At 72.2% G+C, this 22,783-nt stretch carries 17 protein-coding genes; 15 read left to right on the top strand and 2 right to left on the bottom strand.

What is annotated here, in order from left to right; all coding sequences use genetic code 11:
- The first annotated feature begins 143 nt into the window (after positions 1-143).
- The 9 genes from ET989_RS12145 to ET989_RS12105 all read left to right on the top strand — a co-directional run bounded on the left by ET989_RS12145 (position 144) and on the right by ET989_RS12105 (position 9,289).
- Entirely contained in the window at positions 144-1,109 is a 966-nt protein-coding gene (locus ET989_RS12145; RefSeq protein WP_165490163.1) for an ABC transporter permease, read from the top strand.
- A complete protein-coding gene (locus ET989_RS12140; protein ID WP_131169351.1) occupies positions 1,109-3,187 on the top strand; it encodes a dipeptide/oligopeptide/nickel ABC transporter permease/ATP-binding protein in 2,079 nt (692 codons plus the stop codon). The genes ET989_RS12145 and ET989_RS12140 overlap by 1 nt, the downstream gene beginning before the upstream one ends.
- Positions 3,184-4,095 (top strand): ABC transporter ATP-binding protein, encoded by a 912-nt coding sequence (locus ET989_RS12135; protein WP_131169349.1) that lies wholly within the window; start codon positions 3,184-3,186, stop codon positions 4,093-4,095. Before ET989_RS12140 ends, ET989_RS12135 begins: the two co-directional genes overlap by 4 nt.
- Positions 4,096-4,104: 9 nt before the next feature.
- Positions 4,105-5,019: a dihydrodipicolinate synthase family protein gene (locus tag ET989_RS12130; protein ID WP_131169347.1), complete on the top strand. Its 915-nt coding sequence runs from the start codon at positions 4,105-4,107 to the stop codon at positions 5,017-5,019.
- A complete protein-coding gene (locus ET989_RS12125; RefSeq protein WP_131169344.1) occupies positions 5,019-5,975 on the top strand; it encodes an ROK family protein in 957 nt (318 codons plus the stop codon). The genes ET989_RS12130 and ET989_RS12125 overlap by 1 nt, the downstream gene beginning before the upstream one ends.
- 1 nt (position 5,976) lies before the next feature.
- Positions 5,977-6,696 (top strand): N-acetylmannosamine-6-phosphate 2-epimerase, encoded by a 720-nt coding sequence (locus ET989_RS12120; protein WP_180320784.1) that lies wholly within the window; start codon positions 5,977-5,979, stop codon positions 6,694-6,696.
- 1 nt (position 6,697) lies between these two features.
- Complete coding sequence (locus tag ET989_RS12115) at positions 6,698-7,879, top strand: sialidase family protein (protein WP_131169342.1); 1,182 nt, start codon at positions 6,698-6,700, stop codon at positions 7,877-7,879.
- Between the two features lie 143 nt (positions 7,880-8,022).
- Positions 8,023-8,304: a pyrophosphorylase gene (locus tag ET989_RS12110; protein ID WP_131169340.1), complete on the top strand. Its 282-nt coding sequence runs from the start codon at positions 8,023-8,025 to the stop codon at positions 8,302-8,304.
- Positions 8,305-8,407: 103 nt separating this feature from the next.
- Complete coding sequence (locus ET989_RS12105) at positions 8,408-9,289, top strand: mechanosensitive ion channel family protein (RefSeq protein ID WP_131169338.1); 882 nt, start codon at positions 8,408-8,410, stop codon at positions 9,287-9,289.
- 17 nt (positions 9,290-9,306) lie between these two features.
- Here the strand turns inward: ET989_RS12105 and ET989_RS12100 are convergent, their stop codons facing one another.
- A complete protein-coding gene (locus ET989_RS12100; protein WP_131169336.1) occupies positions 9,307-9,858 on the bottom strand; it encodes an NYN domain-containing protein in 552 nt (183 codons plus the stop codon).
- A 430-nt stretch (positions 9,859-10,288) separates the two neighbouring features.
- Between ET989_RS12100 and ET989_RS12095 the strand changes: the two genes are divergently transcribed.
- Genes ET989_RS12095 through ET989_RS12080 form a run of 4 tightly spaced genes read left to right on the top strand, consistent with a single transcriptional unit; the run spans position 10,289 to position 18,270 of the window.
- Positions 10,289-15,367, top strand: a complete 5,079-nt coding sequence (locus ET989_RS12095) for a DUF6531 domain-containing protein (RefSeq protein WP_131169334.1) — start codon at positions 10,289-10,291, stop codon at positions 15,365-15,367.
- 26 nt (positions 15,368-15,393) lie between these two features.
- Positions 15,394-15,678, top strand: coding sequence for a hypothetical protein (locus ET989_RS12090; protein ID WP_131169332.1), 285 nt, complete (start codon positions 15,394-15,396; stop codon positions 15,676-15,678).
- Between the two features lie 2 nt (positions 15,679-15,680).
- On the top strand, positions 15,681-16,091 hold the full coding sequence (locus ET989_RS12085) for a DUF7919 family protein (RefSeq protein ID WP_131169330.1): 411 nt from the start codon (positions 15,681-15,683) through the stop codon (positions 16,089-16,091).
- Between the two features lie 22 nt (positions 16,092-16,113).
- Positions 16,114-18,270, top strand: coding sequence for a S9 family peptidase (locus ET989_RS12080; RefSeq protein WP_206662338.1), 2,157 nt, complete (start codon positions 16,114-16,116; stop codon positions 18,268-18,270).
- On the opposite strand, the gene ET989_RS12075 is transcribed toward ET989_RS12080, so the two are convergent.
- Positions 18,248-19,264 (bottom strand): zinc-dependent alcohol dehydrogenase family protein, encoded by a 1,017-nt coding sequence (locus ET989_RS12075; RefSeq protein WP_131169326.1) that lies wholly within the window; start codon positions 19,262-19,264, stop codon positions 18,248-18,250. The genes ET989_RS12080 and ET989_RS12075 overlap by 23 nt on opposite strands.
- A gap of 22 nt (positions 19,265-19,286) precedes the next feature.
- Here ET989_RS12075 and ET989_RS12070 point away from each other — a divergent pair, with 22 nt between their 5' ends.
- Together ET989_RS12070 and ET989_RS12065 are read left to right on the top strand one after the other, a co-directional pair.
- Positions 19,287-20,117, top strand: a complete 831-nt coding sequence (locus ET989_RS12070; RefSeq protein ID WP_131169324.1) for a uracil-DNA glycosylase — start codon at positions 19,287-19,289, stop codon at positions 20,115-20,117.
- Positions 20,118-20,221: 104 nt separating this feature from the next.
- Complete coding sequence (locus ET989_RS12065; protein WP_131169321.1) at positions 20,222-22,783, top strand: glycogen/starch/alpha-glucan phosphorylase; 2,562 nt, start codon at positions 20,222-20,224, stop codon at positions 22,781-22,783.

The following is a 22,783-nucleotide window of genomic DNA, read 5'->3' as shown; positions in this document are numbered from 1 at the left end:
GCGCTGCCCGTGCGGCGCCCCCTCGCCCCCTCCTCACCCCACCCCACACCACCCGAGGTGTGATTCATCCGGGTCGACGGCGACCCGTTGGCGTAGCCGCCGTCGCCCTCGATGAGTCCCCCCTTCGCTAGGAGCGATCCACCGTGTCCAACCTGTTCCGCCTGCTCGGACGCCGCCTGCTGGCGATGCCGATCATGGTCCTGGGCGTGACGTTGCTGGTCTTCTTCGTGATGTCGCTGTCCACGGCCGACCCGGCACGCCTGGCGCTGGGCGAGTCCGCCTCGCTCGAGGCGCTGGAGGCCTACCGCGTCGCCAACGGCCTCGACGATCCCGTGCTCGTCCGTCTCGGCCGCTACCTCGCCATGCTGGTGCAGGGCGACCTCGGCCAGTCGTTCACCGGCGTCCCGATCACGCAGATGGTCGCCGAGAGCTTCCCGATCACGCTGCAGCTGACGTTCATCGGCCTGATCATCGCCGTCGTGTTCGCGCTGGTGCTCGGCGTCGTCGCCGCCCTCTACCGCGACCAGTGGCCCGACCAGGTGATCCGCGTCCTGTCGATCGCAGGCCTCGCCACCCCGTCCTTCTGGCTGGCGTTGCTGCTGATCCAGGCGTTCTCCACCGTGCCCGGCGGCACCGGCACCTTCCCGGCGCTGGTCAACGACTGGGTCCCGTTCAGCCAGGACCCGGCCGGCTACGTCAACCAGATCGCGCTGCCCGCCATCTCCCTCGCCATTCCGGTCGCCGGGTCACTCACCCGCGTCGTCCGCACCGCCATGGTCGAGGAGCTCGACAAGGACTACGTCCGCACCGCCATCGGTGCCGGCATCCCCAAGCCCGTCGTGATTGCCCGCAACGTCCTGCGCAACGCGTTGATCACCCCGCTCACGGTGCTCGGCCTGCGCGTCGGCTACCTGATGGGTGGCGCCGTGGTCATCGAGATGATCTTCAACATCAAGGGCATGGGCCAGCTCATCTTCCAGGGCATCACCCGCAACGACGTGAACATCGTCCAGGGCGTGACGATCACCGTCGCCATCGCGTTCATCGTCATCAACCTGGTGGTCGACCTGCTGTACGTGCTGGTCAACCCCCGGATCAGGAGCATCTGATGCTGTCCGCCGACTCCCGCACCAAGCTGCACCAGCCCGGCCTGCGGTTCCAGGGCTTCAAGTCCCTGCCCATCGGCTCCAAGATCGCCGTCGTCGTGCTGACGCTGATGGCCCTCGTCGCGATCTTCGCCCCCGTGATCGCCCCCTACTCCCCCGACGCGACGAGCCTCGTGCCGGCCGACATGGTCGTCATGCAGGAGGTCGAGATCGCCGGCGTGGGCAAGACCGTCATCCCCGACAACTCGGTGCCCCCGAACTCGATGTTCTGGTTCGGCACGGACGACGGCGGCCGCGACATCTTCTCCCGCGCCGTCCACGGCACCCGCATCTCGCTCGTCGTCGGCCTCGCCGCCACCGGCCTGGCGCTCGCCGTCGCCGCCGTCCTCGGCTCGATCGCGGCGACGTCGCGCAGGTGGGTCTCCGAGGTGCTCATGCGCGTGCTCGACGTCATCATGAGCTTCCCCGGCATCGCGCTGGCGGCTGTCCTGGTGCTCGCGCTCAGCTCGCGCCTGCCGATCCTGCCCGTGGTCATCATCGCCATCGCCCTGCTGTACGTGCCGCAGCTCACCCGCGTCGTCCGCGCCAACGTCCTGGCCCAGTTCGGCGAGGACTACGTCGCCGCCTCCCAGGTGATGGGGGCGCGCACGTGGTGGATCCTCGCCAAGCACGTCGCCCGCAACTGCATCGCGCCGATCCTCGTGTTCGCCACCGTGCTGGTCGCCGACGCGATCGTGTTCGAGGCGTCCCTGTCCTTCATCGGCGCCGGCATCACCTCGGTGAACACGCCCACGTGGGGCAACATGCTGAGCGAGGGCAAGATCCTGCTGCTGTCGGGCCACTGGTGGACGACCTTCTTCCCCGGCCTGCTCATCCTCGTCACCACGCTGAGCCTGAACGTGTTGTCCGAGGGCCTGACCGACTCGCTGGCCTCGCCGAAGATCAAGAAGCGCGTCAACGTGCAGGCCGACGAGGAGTCCATGAGCGGCGCCGGCGCTGCCGCGGGCATCGCCGCCGCGCACGTCGCGCAGGCCGACACCCTCCAGAGGCGGCTGGCCTCCCTCAAGGCCGCCGAGCTGGCCCGCAACGACCGGCTCGTGCTGTCCAGGGCGGACGCCACGGCCGCCCCCCTCCTGGAGGTCAGGAACCTCTCGATCTCCTTCCCCAACGCCCACGACGACGTCGAGATCGTCGACAACGTGTCCTTCGAGGTGCGCCCCGGCGAGACGATGGGCCTGGTCGGCGAGTCCGGCTGCGGCAAGTCGATCACGTCGATGGCGATCATGGGCCTGCTGCCCCCGACCGCGAAGCTGACCGGCGAGATCCTGTTCAACGGGGTCGACCTGCTCAAGCTCAGCCCCTCCGAGCACAACGCCCTGCGCGGCCACGAGATCGCGATGATCTACCAGGACGCCCTCAGCTCGCTGAACCCGTCCATGCTCATCAAGGCGCAGTTCAAGCAGCTCACCTCGCGCGGAGGCCAGCGCAGCGCCGAGGAACTGCTCAATCTGGTGGGCCTCGACCCGGTCCGGACGCTGGCGTCCTACCCGCACGAGCTGTCGGGTGGCCAGCGCCAGCGCGTCCTCATCGCCATGGCCCTGACCCGCAACCCCAAGCTGGTCATCGCCGACGAACCGACCACCGCGCTGGACGTGACCGTGCAGAAGCAGGTCGTCGACCTGCTGAACGAACTGCGCACCAAGCTCGGCTTCGCGATGGTGTTCGTGTCGCACGACCTCGCGCTCGTCGCGTCGGTCGCCCACCGGATCACCGTCATGTACGCAGGCCAGGTCGTCGAGACCGGCCCCACGCTGGAGATCCTCACCGATCCGCGCCACGAGTACACCCGCGGCCTGCTGGGCGCGGTGCTGTCGATCGAGTCCGGCTCCGGCCGCCTGCACCAGGTGCCCGGCGTCGTGCCCAGCCCGCGCGAGTTCGTCAAGGGCGACCGGTTCGCCCCGCGCTCGTCGCACCCGACCGTCGGCCTCGACGTCCGGCCCGCGATGGTCGCCGTCTCCGACACCGGGCACCGCTACGCGGCCCACCCCGACTCCGCCTACACCGAGGAGGCCCAGCGATGACCGACTCCGCACCGCTGTCCGGCACCGGGCTGCCCCCGGGCCACGCCGCGCTGTCCGTGCCTGCCGACGGCCCGTCGACCGCCCCGGCATCCGACGCCGACGTCCGCTCGCACACGCCGGTCGCCGGGGCGCCGACGCTGCAGCTCAAGGGCGTCCACGTCATCCACAGGACGCGTACCGGCGGGCTGTTCAAGCCCGGCACCGTGCACGCCGTCAACGACGTCGACTTCCAGGTCTCCCGCGGCGAGACCGTCGGCATCGTCGGCGAGTCGGGCTGTGGCAAGTCGACCCTGGCCCGCGTGCTGGTGGGCCTGCAGCGGCCCACGCAGGGCGAGGTGCTGTTCCGCGGGCGTCCGCTCGGCTACGACGCGGCGTCGCGGCGCGAGCTGGGCCGCGCGGTGTCGGTCGTGTTCCAGGACCCGGCCACCGCGCTCAACCCGCGCATGCTCGTCCGCGAGCAGCTGATCGACCCGCTCACGGTGCACGGCATCGGCACCGAGGACGAGCGCGAGGAGCGCGTCAAGCGCCTGCTCGGGCTGGTCGGCCTCCCGCTGTCGGCGCTCGACGTCCTGCCCCGCCAGATCTCGGGCGGCCAGCGGCAGCGCGTCGCCATCGCCCGCGCGCTGGCCCTCGAGCCGGACATCATCGTCGCCGACGAGCCCACCTCGGCCCTCGACGTCTCGGTCCGCGCCCAGGTGCTCAACCTGCTGACCGACCTCAAGGACGAACTGGGGCTGGGCATGGTCTTCATCAGCCACGACATCTCCACGGTGCGCTACGTCTCCGACCGCATGGCGGTCATGTTCGCCGGCCAGATCGTCGAGACCGGCCCCACCGAGCAGCTCTTCAACCACCCGTCCCACGACTACACCCGCACGCTGCTGGGTGCCGTCCCGTCCCTTCTGTGAGGCTCTGACATGTCCATCCTGCGCGGCATCATCCCGCCCCTTCTCACTCCCTTCCACCCCGATGGCTCCCTCGATCTCGACAGCCTCGACCGCCTGGTCGAGCACCTGCTCGCCGGCGGTGTCCACGGCCTGTTCGTGCTCGGCAGCTCCGGCCAGGTGGCCTACCTGACCGACGCCGAGCGGGACACCGTCGTCGAGCGCGTCGTCGCCACCACCGCCGGACGCGTGCCCGTGGTCGTGGGGACGCCCGACCTCACCGCCCGCCGCATCGCCGAGCAGGCCCGCCGCGCCGAGGCGCTGGGCGCCGCCGCCGTCGTCGTTACCGCGCCGCTCTACGCGCTGAACAACGCCGCCGAGATCGCCGAGCACTTCCGGATCGTCGCCGCGTCGGTGTCGATTCCCGTGATCGCCTACGACGTGCCCGTGCGCGGCCCGGCCAAGCTCGCCCGCGACATGCTCGTCCAGCTGGGCCGCGAGGGCGTCATCGCCGGGGTCAAGGACTCCTCCGGTGACGACGTCGGCTTCCGCCGGCTGGTGGACGCCAACCGCGCCGCCGGTTCGCCGCTGTCGGTCTCGACCGGCCACGAGGTCGTCTGCGACGGCATGCTGCTGCTGGGCGCCGACGGCTGCGTGCCGGGCCTGGCGAACGTCGACCCCGCCGGCTACGTGCGGATGTTCAACGCCGCCGAGCGCGGCGACTGGGACGCCGCCCGCACCGAGCAGGACCGCATCAACCGCCTCTTCGAGATCGCGTTCGTGCCGCAGGGACGCTCCGGCGACGCCGGCGGGATCGGCGCCTTCAAGGCCGCCTGCGCCGCGCTGGGGGTGATCACGTCGGCCACCATGCCAGCCCCGATCGAGGCCCTGTCGGACGACGAGGTCGCCGGTATCGTGGCGATCGTGCGCGAGGTCGGCCTGATCTGATGTCGCCCCTCGCGATCGCCGTCGACCTCGGCGGCACCAAGACCGCGGCCACCGTGGTGGACGCTTCGGGTGCGCTCGTCCTGCCCAAGGTGAAGCTGCCGACGCCCGCCCACGAGGGGGCCGACGCGATGCTCGACGTGATGGCGCGGGCGCTCGACTCGTGCCGCGAGCGCGTCGCGGCGGACGCCGTGGCCGGGATCGGCATCGGTGCGGCCGGGGCCATCGACGTCGACCGGGGGGTTGTCGTCTCGGCGACCGACACCGTCACCGGGTGGCGAGGCACCGACGTGGTCGCGGGGCTGCGCGCGCGGTTGCCGTGGGCGTCCGACCTGCCGATCCACGTGCAGAACGACGTGGACGCCCACGCCGTGGGCGAGTGCTGGCGCGGGGCCGGGGCGGGGGCGTCCTCGATGCTCATGCTCGCGGTCGGCACCGGGATCGGTGCGGCCTTCTGCCGCGATGGGCAGGTGATGCGTGGGACGCATCACATGGCCGGCGAGGTGGGCAGCCTGCGTCTCGACCTGGCGGACGGTCTCGTCGAGGGACCGGGGCCGCACCTGTTCGAGCACGTGGCCGCCGGGCCTGCGATCCTGCGCACCTACCGTGCGCTGGGTGGTGGTGCCCCCGCCGCGCGCGGCCAGGATGTGATGGCGCTGGCCCGCGAGGGCGACGAGCTCGCCGACCGGGTCGTCCGGACGCTCGGACGCCGGGTGGGGCGCGTGCTGTCGTGGCTGGTGCTCGCGCTCGACCCCGAGGTGATCGTGCTGGGCGGCGGCGTGCCGGCGCCGAAGTCCGCGTGGTGGACGGCCATGACCGACGAACTGCGTGACGGCGTCCCGGAGGCCCTGCGCGGCGTGCAGGTCAAGCGGGCCACCCAACGCAACAACGCCGCGCTGCTCGGCGCGGCCAGGGACGCCTTCCGGCTGGCGGGCGTCCACACCGACGACGAGGAGTGACGTGAACGCGCTGCTGGATTCGATGAGGGGCGGCCTGGTCGTCTCCTGCCAGGCCTACCCCGGCGAGCCGATGCTCGACCCGCGCACGATGGCGCAGGTCGCGCAGGCGGCGGTGGCGGGCGGGGCCGTCGGCATCCGTGGCAAGGGGCTGGACGACCTGCGCGCCATGCGTGAGGTCGTGTCGGTGCCGATCATCGGCCTGGTCAAGGTCGGCGACACCGGCGTCTACATCACGCCCACGCTGGCCGACTGCATCGCCGTGGCCGAGACCGGCTGCGAGATCGTGGCGCTCGACGGCACCCGCCGCCCGCGCCCGGACGGCCTCAGCCTGGCCGAGACGGTCGCCGGGCTGCGCGAGCGGTTCCCCGACGTGCTCGTGATGGCCGACTGTGGTTCCGTCGGGGACGCCGAGGCCGCGCTGGCCGCGGGCGTCGACATCCTGGGTACCACGCTGGCGGGGTACACGGGCGAGCGTGAGAAGACCGACGGGCCCGACTGGGAGGTCGTGGACGGCATGGTGGCGCTCGCGGGTTCGGCGGGCGCCCGTGGCCCTGCCGGCTCGGACTGCCCCGTGCCGGTGTTCGTCGAGGGCCGCGTGCACACCACCGCTCAGGCCGCCGAGGCCGTCCGGCGCGGGGCCTGGTCCGTCGTGGTCGGCACCGCCATCACCCACCCGACCTCGATCACGCGCTGGTTCGCCGAGGCCGTCGCGGCGGCCTGACGTGGACGCTGTGGTGCTGGCCCGCTCGGGCGACCCGTTCCCGGGCTCGGCGTTCGCCGCGCCGGTCTACCGGATCCCGGCCCTGGCGGTCACCGGGTCGGGCCGCGTGCTGGCGGCCTACGACGTCCGCCTCGACTGGCGCGACCTGCCCGGCGACTTCGACATCGCGCTGCGGCACTCCGACGACCACGGCCTGACCTGGTCGGACGCCCGCGTGCTGCGCCGCCACGAGCCCGGGCGCGGCTTCGGCGACGCGTCGTTCGTGGTCGACCCCGACTCGGGCCGCGTGTTCTGCTGGTACGTCGGCTCCACCGGACGCTCGTTCTTCTCCGCGGACGCCGGTCCCGACGCCGCCGGACTCGAGCTGTGGCTGTCGGTCTCCGACGACGACGGACTCACCTGGCGACACCGCGACCTCACCGCCCTCAAGCCCGCCGACGTGACCGGCATGTTCGCCTCGTCCGGCAACGGCTCCGTGACCCGGACCCGCCTGCTGCAGCCGTTCGTCCTGCGCACCACCGACGGCCAGCACTACGCGGCGACCGCGTACTCCGATGACGGTGGCGACACCTGGACGCTCGGCGAGCGGGTGGGCCCCGACTGTGACGAAAACAAGGTGCTCGGCCTGCCCGACGGCTCCGTGCTGCTGCATGCCCGCGCGACGCCGCGGCGGCGTGCGGCACGCTCGGTCGATGGGGGCCGGACGTTCTCCGCCCCCGTGTCCGACCCCGCGCTGGTCGATCCCGCGTGCAACGGCGGGCTGGCGCTGCTCGATACTGATCGTGGCCCCGTGGTGGTGGCGTCCACGTGCGACGACCCGGACGTCCGCACCCGGCTGTCCGTGCGCACCTCGGCCGACCTCGGGTACACCTGGTCACCGCCCGTCCTCGTGGACGCGGGAGCCTCCGCCTACTCGGTGGCGGCGCAGCTGGCGGACGGGTCCCTCGGCCTGGCCTGGGAGGCCGGAGACTACGACGAGATCGTCTTCGCCCGCATCGAAGCCGCGGAACTGGGCCTGAACGGCGAGCCCGCCTCACTCGTCGCCCGTGCCGGACGCCCCGGCGCAGCCAAGCCTCCCGAGGTGGCCGACCCCGGCGCGGGCTCATCATTCCCCCACCGCGGGTCTGAAGGGCCCCAATACCCTTGCCACGAGGCTCGTCGGCACGCTCAGGGAACCGGGTAGACGGGTGGGGAGCACTCCCCAAACAGCGTTCTCGGGTGTCGTTTCGTCCTTGGCGCCTGTTAGCGTGGACGGCGTCGACCCACCCCCGACAGCTTCATGGACGTGGGTATCCCGACCGAGGACGAGTCAACGAAGGAGACACCATGAGCGGCACCGTCAAGTCAACCGAGGCAGCCGAGAACGCCATCCGCGCGATCCAGAACATCATCAACGGCGGCCTCACCGAGCAGATCAACCAGCTCGACAACAACGGGCGCATCCTCTCCGACCCGAACAACTGGGACGGCCCCCTGGCCATCACATTCCGCAGCACCACTTGGCCCGAGACCAAGTCGGCCCTCGACAAGGCCAGCCAGGAGCTCACCGAGCTGAGCCAGCAGCTCGAGCAGATCGCCCGCAACATCTTCTCCGCCGGCGGCCGTTGATCGACCCCCTCCACCCCGCGACGGGCGGGCACCCCCACCGGGTGCCCGCCCGTCGGGGTTTCACGGGCGTGGCGCACCCGCGGCGTCCTGCCAGAATGGGCGCATGACCCCGCTCGTCACGTTCACCTGGCCCGAGTCGGCGATCTCGATCGGGGTCGTGCTGCTCGTCGCGATCGTGCTGCGGTTCGTCCTGCGCCGGGCGATCCGGACGGGGGTCGACGCCTCCATCGCCGTGGCGGACCGGCACCGCGCCTCCGAGTCCCGCGCCGACCGGCTGCTGGGCCGCATCACCGGCACCACCGACGAGCGCCACCTCGCCCGCGTGAAGACGATGGGGTCGGTGCTCACCAACGCGGTCGACATCATCGTCGTCCTGCTGGTGCTGCTCACGGTGATGCGCGTCCTCGCGATCCCGCTCGAGCCGGTGCTGGCGGCGTCCGGCATCGGTGGCATCGCGCTCGCCTTCGGCGCGCAGTCCCTCATCAAGGACTACATCTCCGGCATGTTGATGATCTTCGAGGACCAGTTCGGCGTCGGAGACCTCATCGACACCGGCGAGGTCAAGGGCACGGTCGAGGAGGTCGGCCTGCGCGTCACCCGCCTCCGGGACGCCGGGGGCCAGATCTGGTACGTCCGCAACGGCGAGATCCTGCGCATCGGCAACCAGTCGCAGGGCTGGTCGACCGGGACGGTGGACGTGCCGATCGCCTCCACCGAGGACCCGGCGCGCGCAATCCAGGTGCTGCGCTCGATGGTGAAGGACATGTACGCCGACGAGAGGTTCGCCGGCGTCCTGCTCGAGGAGCCCGACGTGGCCGGCGTCAACGAGGTGCGCGCGGGGGCGACCACCATCCGCATCTTCGCCAAGACGGCACCGAACCAGCACTGGGGCGTGCAGCGCGAGCTGCTCGAGCGGGGCGTCCAGGCGCTGCACGCGGCCGGCATCCGCGGCCCCGTGGTCTTCCCGCCGGACGCCGCGCGCTGAGGCCGGCCGCCCCCGGCCTACAGGAACTCGTTCGGGTCGAACTGGTCGATGGGGATGATCCGCAGGCGGGGCAGCCGCTCGTTGAACGCCTCGACGTGGTACTCGAGGTCGAAGAACTCCACGCCGCGCTCGAACAGCTCGCGCAGGCTGCCCGACAGGAACTCCTCGAAGCCGACGATGCCGACCCGGCGCCCGTCCACGAGCGGGGTGAGGGTCTCGACGAAGTCGCGGTCGTGGCTGGCGAGCACGACGTCGGCGTCCCGGTCCTTGAGGGCCTCGAGCGTGCGCGAGATGGCGATGTCGACGACCTTCTCGTCGGGGCCACCCGAGAGCGGGATCGGCCGGTAGCCGATCGCGAGCAGGGCCTGAACGAACCCCATGGGCAGCTCGCCGTGGGCGGCGAGGAAGAACAGGCCCTTGACCGGCTGCTCCCAGGCGCGCTCGAGGTGCTTGAGCAGCCGCTCCCAGCGGGGGCGCTCGGTCGGGTGCGGCCGCCGGCTGAGGATCGACGTCCCGAGGGTGGCGTCGATGTTCTCGCCATCGACCAGGACGTACGTGCTGCGCTCCATGGTGCTCCTCTCACGCGGTGGGCCCAGCCTACGCACGGGGAGTGCTCCCCTGTGGATGGGGGCCGCCATGTCGGCCTCGCCTGTTACGTTGGACGAGCTTCGTCCACCCCCTGGAGGTCCCACCTGTGAGCATCATGCAGGGCATCGAGTCCGACGTCCGGTTCAACCACGTCGCCGCCTCGACGCTGGCCCGCCGCTGCCGCAACGCGGCCAACGCGATCGAGGGCCAGGCCACCTCGCGGTCCGGCTGGGTCGCCCACGCGCTGGCCGACTTCCTGGGCTACTACTCCGAGCTGTTCCGGGGCAACGGCCGGGTGCAGGCCTCAGACGCCCGCCTGCTGGTGGCCCGCCTGCGCGAGGTCGCCGAGGGGGCCGACCAGCTCGCCCGCGAGGCGCGCAGTGAGCAGGACCGGCGGGAGACCGCCCGCGCGTGGAAGCAGCGGCAGGACGAGCGGGGCTTCTGGGATCACGTGTCGGACTGGTTCACCGGCGGGGAGGATCCGCCGGTCGGCCGGCCGCCCAGCCGGTCTCGCTGTCGTTCGCGCAGCCCGAGCAGGGCGTCCGCGATCCCCTGCAGGGCTCGGGCAGCACCGGCACCTCGTCGGCCCGGCCCGACCACCTGCGCACCTTCGCGTCCAACTCCCGGGGCGCCAACGACGACCTCGCCTCCTGGCCGGGCAACCTCCGCAGCGCCTACGACGACTTCACGGCCGGGTGCGGGTTCGGCAGCCTCGAGGCGTCCACGGTCTGGACCGGTTTCGACCGCTACCTGAGCGCCAACAAAGAGGACGTGCGCTGGGCCGACACCGTGGCCGCGGCCTTCGAGGCCGCGGGCAGCGACGGCCTCGTGACGACCTCCAACGCGGCGATCACGGCGTCGCTGGCGGCGGCCGGCGTGAACGCCGAGCGCACGCAGCTCACGATCGACCCGCCCCAGGCCTACGGCGCCCCGCCCACCACGGGGTACGCCAACGACCCGGTGAACACCGCGACGGGCAACTTCCTCGAGCCCGAGTGCGACCTGGGCTTCGCCGGCGGCAACGCCACCCTTCGGTTCGACCGCATGTACAACTCGCTGCACCCCGGCGTGGGCGCGTTCGGCCCGGGCTGGTCCTCGCTCGCCGAGGCGTCCCTGGTGACCGACGCCGAGGGGGCCCGGTGGCGGCACGCCGACGGCCGGGTCGTGCTGTTCCCGCGGGAGGGCGACGGGTGGGCGCGCGCGACGTCCGAGGCGTTCTGGCTGGCGGCGGCCGGGGACGGCCTCGTCGTCACCGACAACGCCGGTGGCCGGTGGGAGTTCGGCGCGACCGGCACCCTGATCGCCGTCGACCGAGGCCCCGGCACGCGCGTCACGCTCACCTGGGACGGCCTGCGCCTGGCCGGGCTGGCCCACGAGCGTGGCCGCTCGATCACCGTCGAGTGGGGCGGCGATCGCATCGTCGCCCTCGTGGCCAGCGACGGGCGCCGGGTCGACTACGGCTACGACGACGCCGGGCGCCTGGTCGCGGTCTCCTCGGGTGGCGCGACCCGCACCTACGACTGGAACGCCGCCGGCCTCATCGAGCGGGTCACCGACGCCGACGGCGTCGCCGAGGCCGTCAACACCTACGACGAGCAGGGTCGCGTGGTCACCCAGGTGTCGCCCCACGGGCGCACCACCCGGTTCTCCTACCTGCCCGGGCGGGTCACGGTGGTGGCCGACCCCGACGGGTCGCGGTCGAACACGTGGCTGCACGACGACAAGGGCCGCCTGGTGGGGGTCATCGACGCCCACGACCAGCGCCAGTCGATGGCCTACGACGGCCACGGCCAGCTCGTCATGGCGACCGGGCGCGACGGCACCGTCACCCTGGCCGAGTTCGACGACCGCGGACGCCGCACCACCCAGGTGCTGCCCTCCGGCGCCCGCGTCGACACCGTCCATGACGAGGCGGACCGCCCGGTGGAGGTGGTCGTCGACAACGACGGCGTCACCGCGACCACCCGCTACGCCTACACCGGGGCGCAGCGCAACCCCGACGTGATGACCGACGCCGAGGGCGGCGTGACGCGATTCACCTGGGACGGGAACCTCCTCACCGGCATCACCGACCCGACCGGCGTGACGGTCACCCACACCTACGACGCGCACGGCGACCTGGTCGCCACCACCGACGCCGACGGCAACACCGCGCGCCTGGAGCGCGACGACGCCGGCCGCGTTACCGCCGCCATCACGCCGGCGGGCCACCGGACCACGTTCGCCTACGACGGTCGCGGGGCGCTGGTGTCGAAGACCACCCCCGACGGGGCGGTCTGGGCCTACGAGCACACGCCGGCCGGCCGGCTGGCCGCCGTCGTCGACCCCTACGGTGCGCGCACCACCATCGAGCGCGACGCGGCTGGCGAGGCGTCCGTCACCACCGACCCGCTGGGCCGCACCGTCACGCGGGCCTTCGACGACCTGGGCAACCTCGCCCGCGTCGAACTCCCCGACGGCACCACGTGGCAGTACGCGCACGACGAGCTGACCCGCCTCACGTCGGTCACCGACCCCGACGGCGGGCAGTGGCGGCAGGAGTACGACGTCAACGGTGCGCCCACGCAGGCCACCGACCCCACGGGCGTCACGGTGCGGGCCACCCCCCTGCCCGAGGGTGGCGTCCGCACCGCCGTCGGTGACGCCACCTCGGTCGTGCGCACCGACACCCTGGGCCGCATCGTGTCGGTGCAGGCCCCCGACGGCAGCAGCACCCTCACCCGCTACGACCGCTGCGGGCGTCCCGTCGAGTACGTGGACGCGCTGGGCCAGGTCACCTCGCTGGAGCGGGACGCCGCGGGTCGCGTCGTCGTCCTGCGGCGCCCCGGGGGTGTCGAGACCAGGTACACCCACGACCGGTGCGGGCGCCTGGCGGCCGTCACGGACGCCACGGGCGCGACCATCACGTTCAGCTACTCCCCCGACGGCCACCTGAGCCGCCAGGTCGACCCCACGGGGGAGGCGACCACGTTCGAGCGGGACGCCCTGGGCCGCGTCGTCCGCCACCGGGTTCCCGGCCTCGGAACCAGCACGTGGGCCTACGACCTGCCCGGTCGGGTCGTCCGTGCCCGCGACTACCTGTGGGGGACGCGGCGCTTCCGCTACGACGCCGCAGGCCAACTCGTGGAAGCGATCAACGCGCTCGGTGGGTCGACGCACTACACCTACGACGCGCTCGGGCGGATGGTCGCGATCACCGACCCGCTCGGGAACACCACCCGGCGGGCCTACAACGCGTTCAACCTGGTGGTCGACGACACCGACCCGCTGGGCCGCAGCACGCGGGCCGGCTACGACGCGGCCGGGCGGCAGGTGTGGCAGGAGCAGCCCACCGGCGAGCGCCTGGAGTGGACCCACGATGCGCGCGGCGAGATCGCCACCGTGGGGGTCGACGGCGTCGTGAAGGCGACCTTCGTCCGGGACGCGGCGCAGCGCAGCGTGCTGGTGACCGACCACACCGCCGACACCCCGGTCGAGCACCGCCTGCGGTGGGACCACCGGGGCCGGCTGATCTTCCGCTCCCGCGGCGCCGCCACCACCGTGTGGTCCTACGACGAGCTGGGGCGGTGCACCACGCTCACCACCCCGAACGGGGCCACCACCCACTACGGCTGGGACGATGCCGGCGCACTGGTCAGCGTCGCCACCGAAGGCCGGGGCGACGTCCGCGTCGAGCGCGACGCGGCGGGCCGGGTCGTCGCCGCGCACGCGGGCGGCACCACCCAGACCTGGACGCACCGGGACGGCTTCGTCGTCGAACACACGACCACCGGTCCCGACGGGACGTCCACCACCCTCATCGAGCGCGACGACGAGGGCCGGGTGACCGCGGTCGTGCGTGACGGCGTCCGGACCACCTACGAGCACGACGACGCCCACCAGTTGGTCGGCATGGCCGACGGCGACCACCGGGCGAGCTGGACCTATGACCTGGCCGGGCGTCTCGTGGCCGAGGAGTTCGACGGGGCCACCACGACGTGGGAGCACGACGCCGCGGGAGAACTGCTCGTCGAGCACGCTCCCCGCGGCACCACGCGGTTCAGCCATGACGCGCAGGGCCGCCGCACGAGCCAGGACGGTCCCGACGGGCGGATCGAGTTCTCCTGGGGAGAACTCGGCTGGCTGACCGCCGTCACCGGGCGCGCCGGCACCACCTCGGTCCACGTGGACGCCCTGGGCGAGCTCGCCCGCGTCAACGATGCCGACGTCTTCTGGAACGCGGCGCTCGGCGCGGGCGTCCCGGCCCAGGTCGATGGCAACCACGTCAGCCGGGCGCCCGGCTTCACCGGCACCGGCGAGGGCTGGCAGCCGACGGGCTGGCGCACCCAGCGCACGGCCACCCCCGACCCGTGGGGCACCGACGCCGCGGGCTCGACCCTCACCGTGGGGGCGTTCGGCGAACTGCACGTCGCGGGGCTGGAGTGGTTGGGCGCGCGGGCCTACGACCCCGCCACGCGCGGCTTCCTGTCGGTCGACCCGCTCGAACCGATCGCGGGGGCGGGCTGGGCCCACAACCCGTACAGCTTTGCGGGCAACGACCCCCTCCACGCGCTCGACCCGACCGGGCTGCGTCCGGTCACCGACGCCGAGCTGCAGGCCTACCGGGACGCCAACCAGGGCGCGCTCGCGGTGGCGGGAGACTGGCTCTCCAACAACTGGGAGTACCTCGCGGGCGGCGCGATGGTCATCGCCGGCGGCGTCCTGATCGCCACCGGCGTGGGCGGCCCGGCGGGCATGGTGCTGGTCGGTGCCGGCGCCGACACGATCATCCAGAAGGCGACGACCGGGTCCGTCAACTGGGGTCAGGTGGCGCTGTCGGGTGCGCTGGGTGGCTTCAGCGGGGCCGGGCTGGCCGCTCGGGCCGGCCTGACGGGCTTCAAGGCGACCGTGTTCGCCGGGGCCGCCTCCGGCGGCATCTCGGGCGGCATCCAAGGTGGCTACAGCTACCTGACGGGGCCGGGTCCCCACAGCGTGACCGGCTTCCTCAGCGCCACCGGCAGCACTGCCCTGGCGGGCACGCTCCTGGGCGGCGGGGGTGCTGCGGTCGGCCACGGGCTGACCGTGGTCGGTGGCAAGGTGGTCGAGAAGCTGCGTCCCACACCCTTGGTGACCAACCCGGGTTCCCTCTCCGACGACATGGCCCAAACCTTCTCGGGGGCACGCTATGAAACGACCGTCCTGACCAACGACACGGTGCTCTATCGCGCCGGCACCGAGCAACGCCCGCTTGGCCAGTTCTTCTCACACGAGCCTCCCGGCGGCGTCCTGCAGACCCAGATCGACAAGGCGATCCCGCCGGTCTGGCCGGACGGAACGCCGGCGCCGATCGACACCGCCTTCGCGATCAAGGAGCCTGCCGGCACCGAGATCCACACCGGTACGGTCGCGAACCAGGGTGGCCTGTGGATGGGCGGCACGGAGCAGGTGGTCGTCGTCAAACCCTGGGAGATCGGCGGGGTCGAGGTGGTCGACAGTTGGCCGCTGAAGTGATGATGGGGTGCGAAGGAGGAGAGGACATGGTCGAGGAACCCCAGGCGATGGCGTCCGTGTTGGCCGAGCTGGAGGCGCTGCTGCGGCCAACGGAACCCCGGTGGGCCCATGCCATGGCTCGCTACCGTGCCCGGCTGGAGGGAGGGGAGCCGGTGTCCGATGTGGCGCGCGATGTGGTGACGCTCTACTCCGCGGGCATGGGTGGTTGGAACGATGTCGTCCTGCAGGACGCGCGAGGAGTCCTCACCGAGCAGCGGGAGTTCCACCGGCTCCGCACGGAGCTCTTCCACATGGCCAGGAACGCGACCTGACGGTGGTGCACCACGAGGACGGTTCGGTCCTGACGCCGGGCCGCTGGCCCTGGCAGCACGACACGCTGGCGTTCGGCTGGCTCGATGCCGGGCACGCCTTCCGTCAGGGAGCGTGCCCGCCCGCGTTGCTGGGCCACCTCGAGGCGGCCGCGCGCCATCCCGTCGACCGGACGCGCGGCTTCCACGTCTGCACCCTGTGCCCGCCGCCCGCCACCCCTGATGAGCGGTGGGGCGTGTTCGGCCCGACCCACCACCAGACCACGGAGGGGGACACGCTCGCGTTGGGGTCGGCGAGCCTCGAGGTGCACGCCGGGCGCCGGCGCTGGGTCGCGCCCAACCTGGTGCTGCACTACATCGCGGCGCACGGGTACCTGCCCCCCGACGAGGTCGTCGGCGCCGTCGCCTCCTCGTGACCGGCGCGGCAGGATGGGGCGCATGAGCCGACGACGCCCCGAGACCCCGTTCCACGACCTGCAGCACTTCATCGCGTACCCGCGCGTGAACGGCTTGGCGCTGAGTCCCGACGGGCGGCGGCTGGCCACGATCGTGGCGACCCTGGACGCGAAGAAGACCCGCTATGCGAACGCCGTCTGGGAGCTCGACCCGGCCGGCGAGGCGCCCGCGCGCCGGATCACCCGCTCGGCGAAGGGCGAGTCGGGTGCGGCCTACGACGCCGCGGGCAACCTGTACTTCATCTCGGCCCGGCCCGACCCGGACGCCGACGGCGACGACCCGGTCGCCGCCCTGTGGATGGTCCCGGCGGCGGGCGGCGAGGCCCGGCTGGTGGTCTCACGCCCGGGCGGCATCTCCTCGGTGCACACCGGCCGCGACGGCGGCGTGTTCGTGGTGGCCCCGTTGATGCCGGCGGCCGAGGCGTCCGACGACCCCGAGAAGGTCGACTCTGACCTGCGCAAGCAACGCAAGGACGCCAAGGTCGCCGCGATCCTGCACACCGACGCCGCCGTGCGCTACTGGGACGCCGACCTGGGCCCCGACGCCCCCCACCTGTTCGCGGTCGAGGACGCCCCCGCCACCGAACCCGAGCCCACGGACGCCGAGAAGGCGGAGAAGGCCGACGCGTCCGACGCCGCGGCCGCACCCGACCCGGACCTGCCGGGCACCGTCGACGCGGCGCCGCGCCAGCGGCTGCGCCTGCTCACCCGGGGGCTGGGCGCCCACCTGAGCACCCACGGCCTGCACGTGGCCCCCGACGGGTCGTTCGTGCTGGCGGGCCGCACGATCCCCGTGGCCCTGGGGGATCGGCTGACGGCGATCGTCAAGGTCGACGTGGCGTCCGGCACGACGACGGACCTGGTCGAGGGCGTCACCGGCACCGACTACGGCCCCGGCCCGGTCAGCCCGGACGGGCGCCGCGCGCTGGTCGTGTTCGGCCGCACCGGCACCGCATCCGTGGCCCCCACCCACGAGTTGGGGGTGCTCGACATCGCCTCAGGCATCGTGACCCCGATCGGCGACGACCTCGACCAGTGGGCCACGCCGTTGACCTGGTTCCCCGACGGGGACGGGGTGTTGCTGCAGGCCGACTCCGACGGCCGCGGGCCGTTGTTCCGGCTGAACGTGGCCGACGACGTGGTCACCCAACTCACCCACGACGACGCCACCTACGCCGCCGCCGCGGTCGCCCCCGACGGCACGGTGTACGGCGTCCGGTCGACGTATGAGTACCCCGGGGAGGTGGTGCGCGTCGACGGCGACACCGTGACCCGGCTGCCGAACCCCGTCGAGCGCCCCGAGCTGCCCGGAACGCTGGTGGAGGTGGAGACCACGGCCGGCGACGGAGTCCGGATCCGGGGCTGGTTGGCGCTGCCCGCGGGGGCCTCGCCCGAGCAGCCCGCGCCGCTGCTGTTGTGGATCCACGGCGGGCCCGTCTCGTCCTGGAACGCCTGGTCCTGGCGCTGGACGCCGTGGGCCATGGTCGCCCAGGGCTACGCCGTCCTGCTGCCCGACCCGGCGCTGAGCACGGGGTACGGACAGGACTTCATCCAGCGCGGCTGGGGCTCCTGGGGCGACGCGCCCTACACCGACCTCATGGCGATCACGGACGCGGTCGAGGCCCGCGACGACATCGACGGCGACAGGACCATCGCGATGGGCGGCAGCTTCGGCGGCTACATGGCCAACTGGATCGCCGGCCACACCGACCGGTTCGCCGCCATCGTCACCCACGCCAGTCTGTGGGCGCTCGACCAGTTCGGCCCCACCACCGACGCCCCCTACTACTGGGCGCGCGAGATGGGCGGGCTGATGGAGGGCCACTCACCGCACGAGAGCGTCGGCGAGATCCGCACCCCGATGCTCGTCATCCACGGCGACAAGGACTATCGCGTCCCGATCGGCGAGGGCCTGCGCCTGTGGTGGGAGCTGCTCAGCAAGTCGGGGCTCCCGGCCGACGAGAAGGGCCAGAGCCCGCACCGGTTCCTGTACTTCCCCGACGAGAACCACTGGATCCTCCAGCCCCAGCACGCGCGGGTCTGGTACGAGGTCGTGCTCGGGTTCATCGGCGAGCACGTCCACGGCCGGACGCCCACGCTGCCGGCCACGCTGGGGCTCAGGGACGCAGCAACGCCTTGATGGCCCGGCGCTCGTCCATGGCACGGTAGCCCTCGGCGGCGTCCTCGAGCCCCAGGGTGAGGTCGAAGACCAGACCGGGGTTGATCCGCCCCGACCACACCCGCTCCATCAGGTCGGGCAGGTAGCTGCGGACGGTCGCCATGCCGCCGTGGACGCCCACGTTGCGGGAGAACATCCGCCCGATCGGCAGCTCGACCCCGTGCGGGACGCCGACGAAGCCGACCATCGCGCCGGGCCGGGCACAGGCGATCGCCTGGTTCATGGCGTCGCCCGTGCCGACGCACTCCAGCACGGCGTCCGCGCCGACGCCGGCGGTGAGCTCCCTGATGCGGGCCACGCCCTCATCCCCTCGCTCCTCGACGATGTCGGTGGCGCCGAATCGGCGGGCCACCTCCTGGCGTGACGCGTGCCGGCTCATCGCGATCACGCGCTCGGCGCCGAGCTGGGAGGCCGCGAGCACGCCGCACAGCCCGACGGCCCCGTCGCCGACGACGACAGCGGTGCCGCCGGGGCGGACGCCCGCCATCACGGCCGCGTGCCAGCCGGTCGCCATGACGTCGCTGAGCGTCAGCAGCGAGGGCACCAAGGCCTCGTCCGGCTGCCCCGGGGTGGCGACCAACGTGCCGTCCGCGAGCGGGACGCGGAGCAGCTCGGCCTGGCAACCGTCGTACCACTGGTGCTGCACGCAGCCGTTGGGGAACCCGGCCCGGCAGTGGGCGCACGCGTTGCACGACGCGTAGAAGCCGCCCACGACGAAGTCGCCGACGCTGATGTCGCGCACGTCCTCCCCGACGGCCTCGACGACTCCGCAGTACTCGTGCCCCATCGGCTGGGGGTCGGTCGGGTCGTTGATGCCGCGGTAGCCCCACAGGTCCGAGCCGCACACGCAAGTGGCGGTCAGCCGGACAATTGCGTCCGTCGGCTTCTGGATGGTCGGGTCCGGACGGTCTTCTACCCGGACGTCGCCGGGCCCGTACATGATCACTCCGCGCATGCACCGAGCCTAAGGTGTCGCCATGGCGTCCGACCCCCTGCCGCACCCGATCACCGGGCAGCCGTTCGCGTCCCCCGTGCCCCCGGGCACGGGCTGGCCCGGCGACCCCGCCACGGCGTCCACCCCGGTCGCCACCACGCCGGACGCCGTCGCCCGGCTCGCCGCCACCGCGTCCCGCGCCGAACTGGACGCCGCCGTCACGGTCTGCCGCGCCTGCCCCCGCCTGGTGGCCTGGCGCGAGGACGTCGCCGCTACGAAGCGGTCCTCGTTCGCCGGCGAGCCGTACTGGGGGCGTCCGGTGGCCAGCTTCGGCGACCCGGACGCCGCCGCCCTCGTGGTCGGGCTCGCCCCCGCCGCGCACGGCGCCAACCGCACCGGCCGCATGTTCACCGGCGACCGGTCGGGCGACTGGCTGTACGCCGCCCTGTTCCGCGCGGGGTTCGCCAACCAGCCCCGTGCGACCCACGCCGGCGACGGCCTCGAGCTGACGGGGCTGCGGATCGTCGCGCCCGTGCACTGCGCCCCGCCCGCCAACAAGCCGACGACCGAGGAGAAGGCGACCTGCGCCCCCTGGCTCGACCGCGACCTGGGACTGGCGGAGCCGCACGTGACCGCGATCATGGCGCTGGGGTCGATCGCGTGGGACTCCACCCTGGCCGCCGCCCGCCGGCTCGGCTGGGCGGTGCCGCGCCCCAAGCCGAGGTTCGGCCACGGCGCCGAGGCCACCCTGACAAGGCCGGACGGGGCTCCCGTCCGGCTGGTCGGCTGCTACCACGTGAGCCAGCAGAACACCTTCACCGGCCGCCTCACCGAGCCCATGCTGGACGCCGCCATCGGCCGCCTGAAGGCCTGAGGTCGGACGCGGCCGTGCGGTACCTCACCGCCCCCACGGCAGGACCACGCGTCCGCGTGGTGGCCAAATCGCTGCGCACCGCGCGCGCCGATACGCTGGGGCCCATGCCTGAGCTTGACCAGAAGAACGGCCAGCCGCTGAACGCGGACGAGTCACCCAACGCAGACCGCCGCGCCCTCGGCCCCACCCAGCCCCCGACGCACCCGCTGGCGACCGCGCCCGTGGGTGCCCCGCCGTTCTCCGTCGACGGCTTCGTCAAGGAGTTCATCCACGAGCTCAACACCAACCAGGGCGTCGCCCTGTCTCGCTCCAGCGTGAACGACCAGTACCTCGCGCTGGCCAGCACGGTGAAGAACTACCTGATGGCCCGCTGGCTGGAGACCGGCCGCAAGACCCGCGACGCCAAGGTCAAGGCCGTCGGCTACCTGTCGGCCGAATACCTGCTCGGCCGCCAACTCGGCAACGCCCTGCTCGCCACCGACCTCAACGACATCGCCAAGAAGGGCCTCGAACTCTGCGGCCTCGACCTGGTCACCCTGCGCAACCAGGAGGTCGAGCCCGGCCTCGGCAACGGTGGCCTCGGTCGCCTCGCCGCCTGCTTCATCGACTCGCTGGCCACCATGGACGTGCCCTGCATCGGCTACGGCATCCGCTACGAGTACGGCATCTTCCGCCAGACGTTCGTCGACGGGCGCCAGGTCGAGCAGCCTGACACGTGGCTGGCCCTGGGCTCGCCGTGGGAGTTCCCGCACCCCGAGGCGTCCGTGCAGGTGAACTTCGGCGGCCGCACCGAGACCTACACCGACGCCGACGGCACCGAGCGCACCCGCTGGGTCCCGGAGTGGAACGTGCTGGGCGTCCCCTACAACTACATGGTCCCGGGCTACCTCAACGGCCGCGTGAACACGCTGCGCCTGTGGAGCGCCCAGGCGACCAAGGCCTTCGACCTGGCGATCTTCAACGCCGGCGACTACGCCCAGGCCGTCCGGGCGCAGACCTTCGCCGAGAACATCAGCAAGGTGCTCTACCCGGAGGACTCCACGCCGCAGGGCAAGGAGCTGCGGCTGCAGCAGCAGTACTTCTTCGTGGCCTGCTCGCTGCGCGACTTCATCGAGAACGAGTTGGAGGACGACTTCGACCTCCACGACCTCGACCAGCGGATCATCTTCCAGCTGAACGACACCCACCCGGTCATCGCCGTGCCCGAGCTCATGCGCATCCTGATGGACGAGAAGGGCTTCTCCTGGGACGAGGCGTGGGAGGTCACGAGCAAGTGCTTCGCCTACACCTGCCACACGCTGCTGCCCGAGGCGCTCGAGGTCTGGTCGACCGACCTGCTCGGCCGCCTGCTGCCGCGCCACCTGGAGATCATCTACGCGATCAACGAGCAGTTCCTGGCCGAGGTCCGCGAGGCGTACCCCGGTGACGAGCTCCGCGCCCGCCGCATGTCGATCATCGCCGAGTTCCCCGAGCGCGGCGTCCGCATGGCGTACCTGTCGACGTACGCCGCCACCAAGGTGAACGGCGTGGCCGCGCTGCACAGCCAGCTGCTGCGCGACAAGGTCCTGCCCGACTTCTCCGAGCTGTGGCCCGACAAGTTCACCAACGTCACCAACGGCGTCACGCCGCGCCGCTTCGTGAAGATGGCCAACCCCAAGCTCTCGGAGCTCATCAACGACACCATCGGCGCCGGCTGGGTCACCGACCTGGAGCGCCTCAAGGAGCTCGAGCCCTTCGCCGAGGACCCCGAGTTCCGCGAGCGCTTCGCCGAGGCCAAGGCCTGGAACAAGCGCCGCCTGACCCAGGTGCTGCGCAACCGCGACGGCATCGACCTGCCCGATGGCCACCTGCTGGACGTCATGGTCAAGCGCCTTCACGAGTACAAGCGCCAGAGCCTCAAGCTGCTGCACATCGTGTCCCTGTACGAGCAGGTCCTCTCCGGCAAGCTAACGGTCGACCAGGTCACCCCGCGCACCGTGGTGTTCGGCGCCAAGGCGGCTCCCGGCTACAAGATGGCCAAGGACACCATCCACCTGATCAACAAGGTGGCCGAGGTCGTCAACGCCGACCCCAAGCTGGAGGGACGCCTCAAGGTCGCCTTCCCGGCCAACTACAACGTGACCCTGGCGGAGAAGCTGATCCCGGCCGCCGACCTGTCGGAGCAGATCTCGCTCGCCGGCATGGAGGCCTCGGGCACCGGCAACATGAAGTGCGCCCTCAACGGCGCGCTCACCATCGGCACCGATGACGGCGCGAACGTCGAGATCCGCGAGCTGGTCGGCGACAAGCACTTCTTCCTGTTCGGCATGTCCGAGCCGGAGGTCGCCGACCTGGGCGCCAAGGGCTACAGCCCGGGCGCCTACTACGAGGGCAACGCGCAGCTGAAGGCGGCCATCGACCTGATCCTGTCCGGCCATTTCTCCGGCGGCGACCAGCACCTGTTCGACTCGGTGGTCTACAACCTGCTGCACAGCGACCGGTTCATGGCGCTGGCCGACTTCCAGTCCTACGTCGACGCCCAGGCGCGCGTGGAGGAGAGGTACGCCGATCGCGACGCCTGGACGCGTTCGGCGATCCTGAACGTTGCCCGCACGGGCTTCTTCAGCTCCGACCGCTCGATGCGCGACTACATCCAGCGCATCTGGCACACCCAGCCGATGCTCTGA

This window comes from Propioniciclava sinopodophylli, from assembly GCF_004324755.1.
Classification (GTDB): Bacteria; Actinomycetota; Actinomycetes; order Propionibacteriales; family Propionibacteriaceae; genus Propioniciclava; species Propioniciclava sinopodophylli.
Note: the sequence above shows the minus strand (reverse complement) of the source record. Positions and strands in the feature narration are given on the sequence as shown.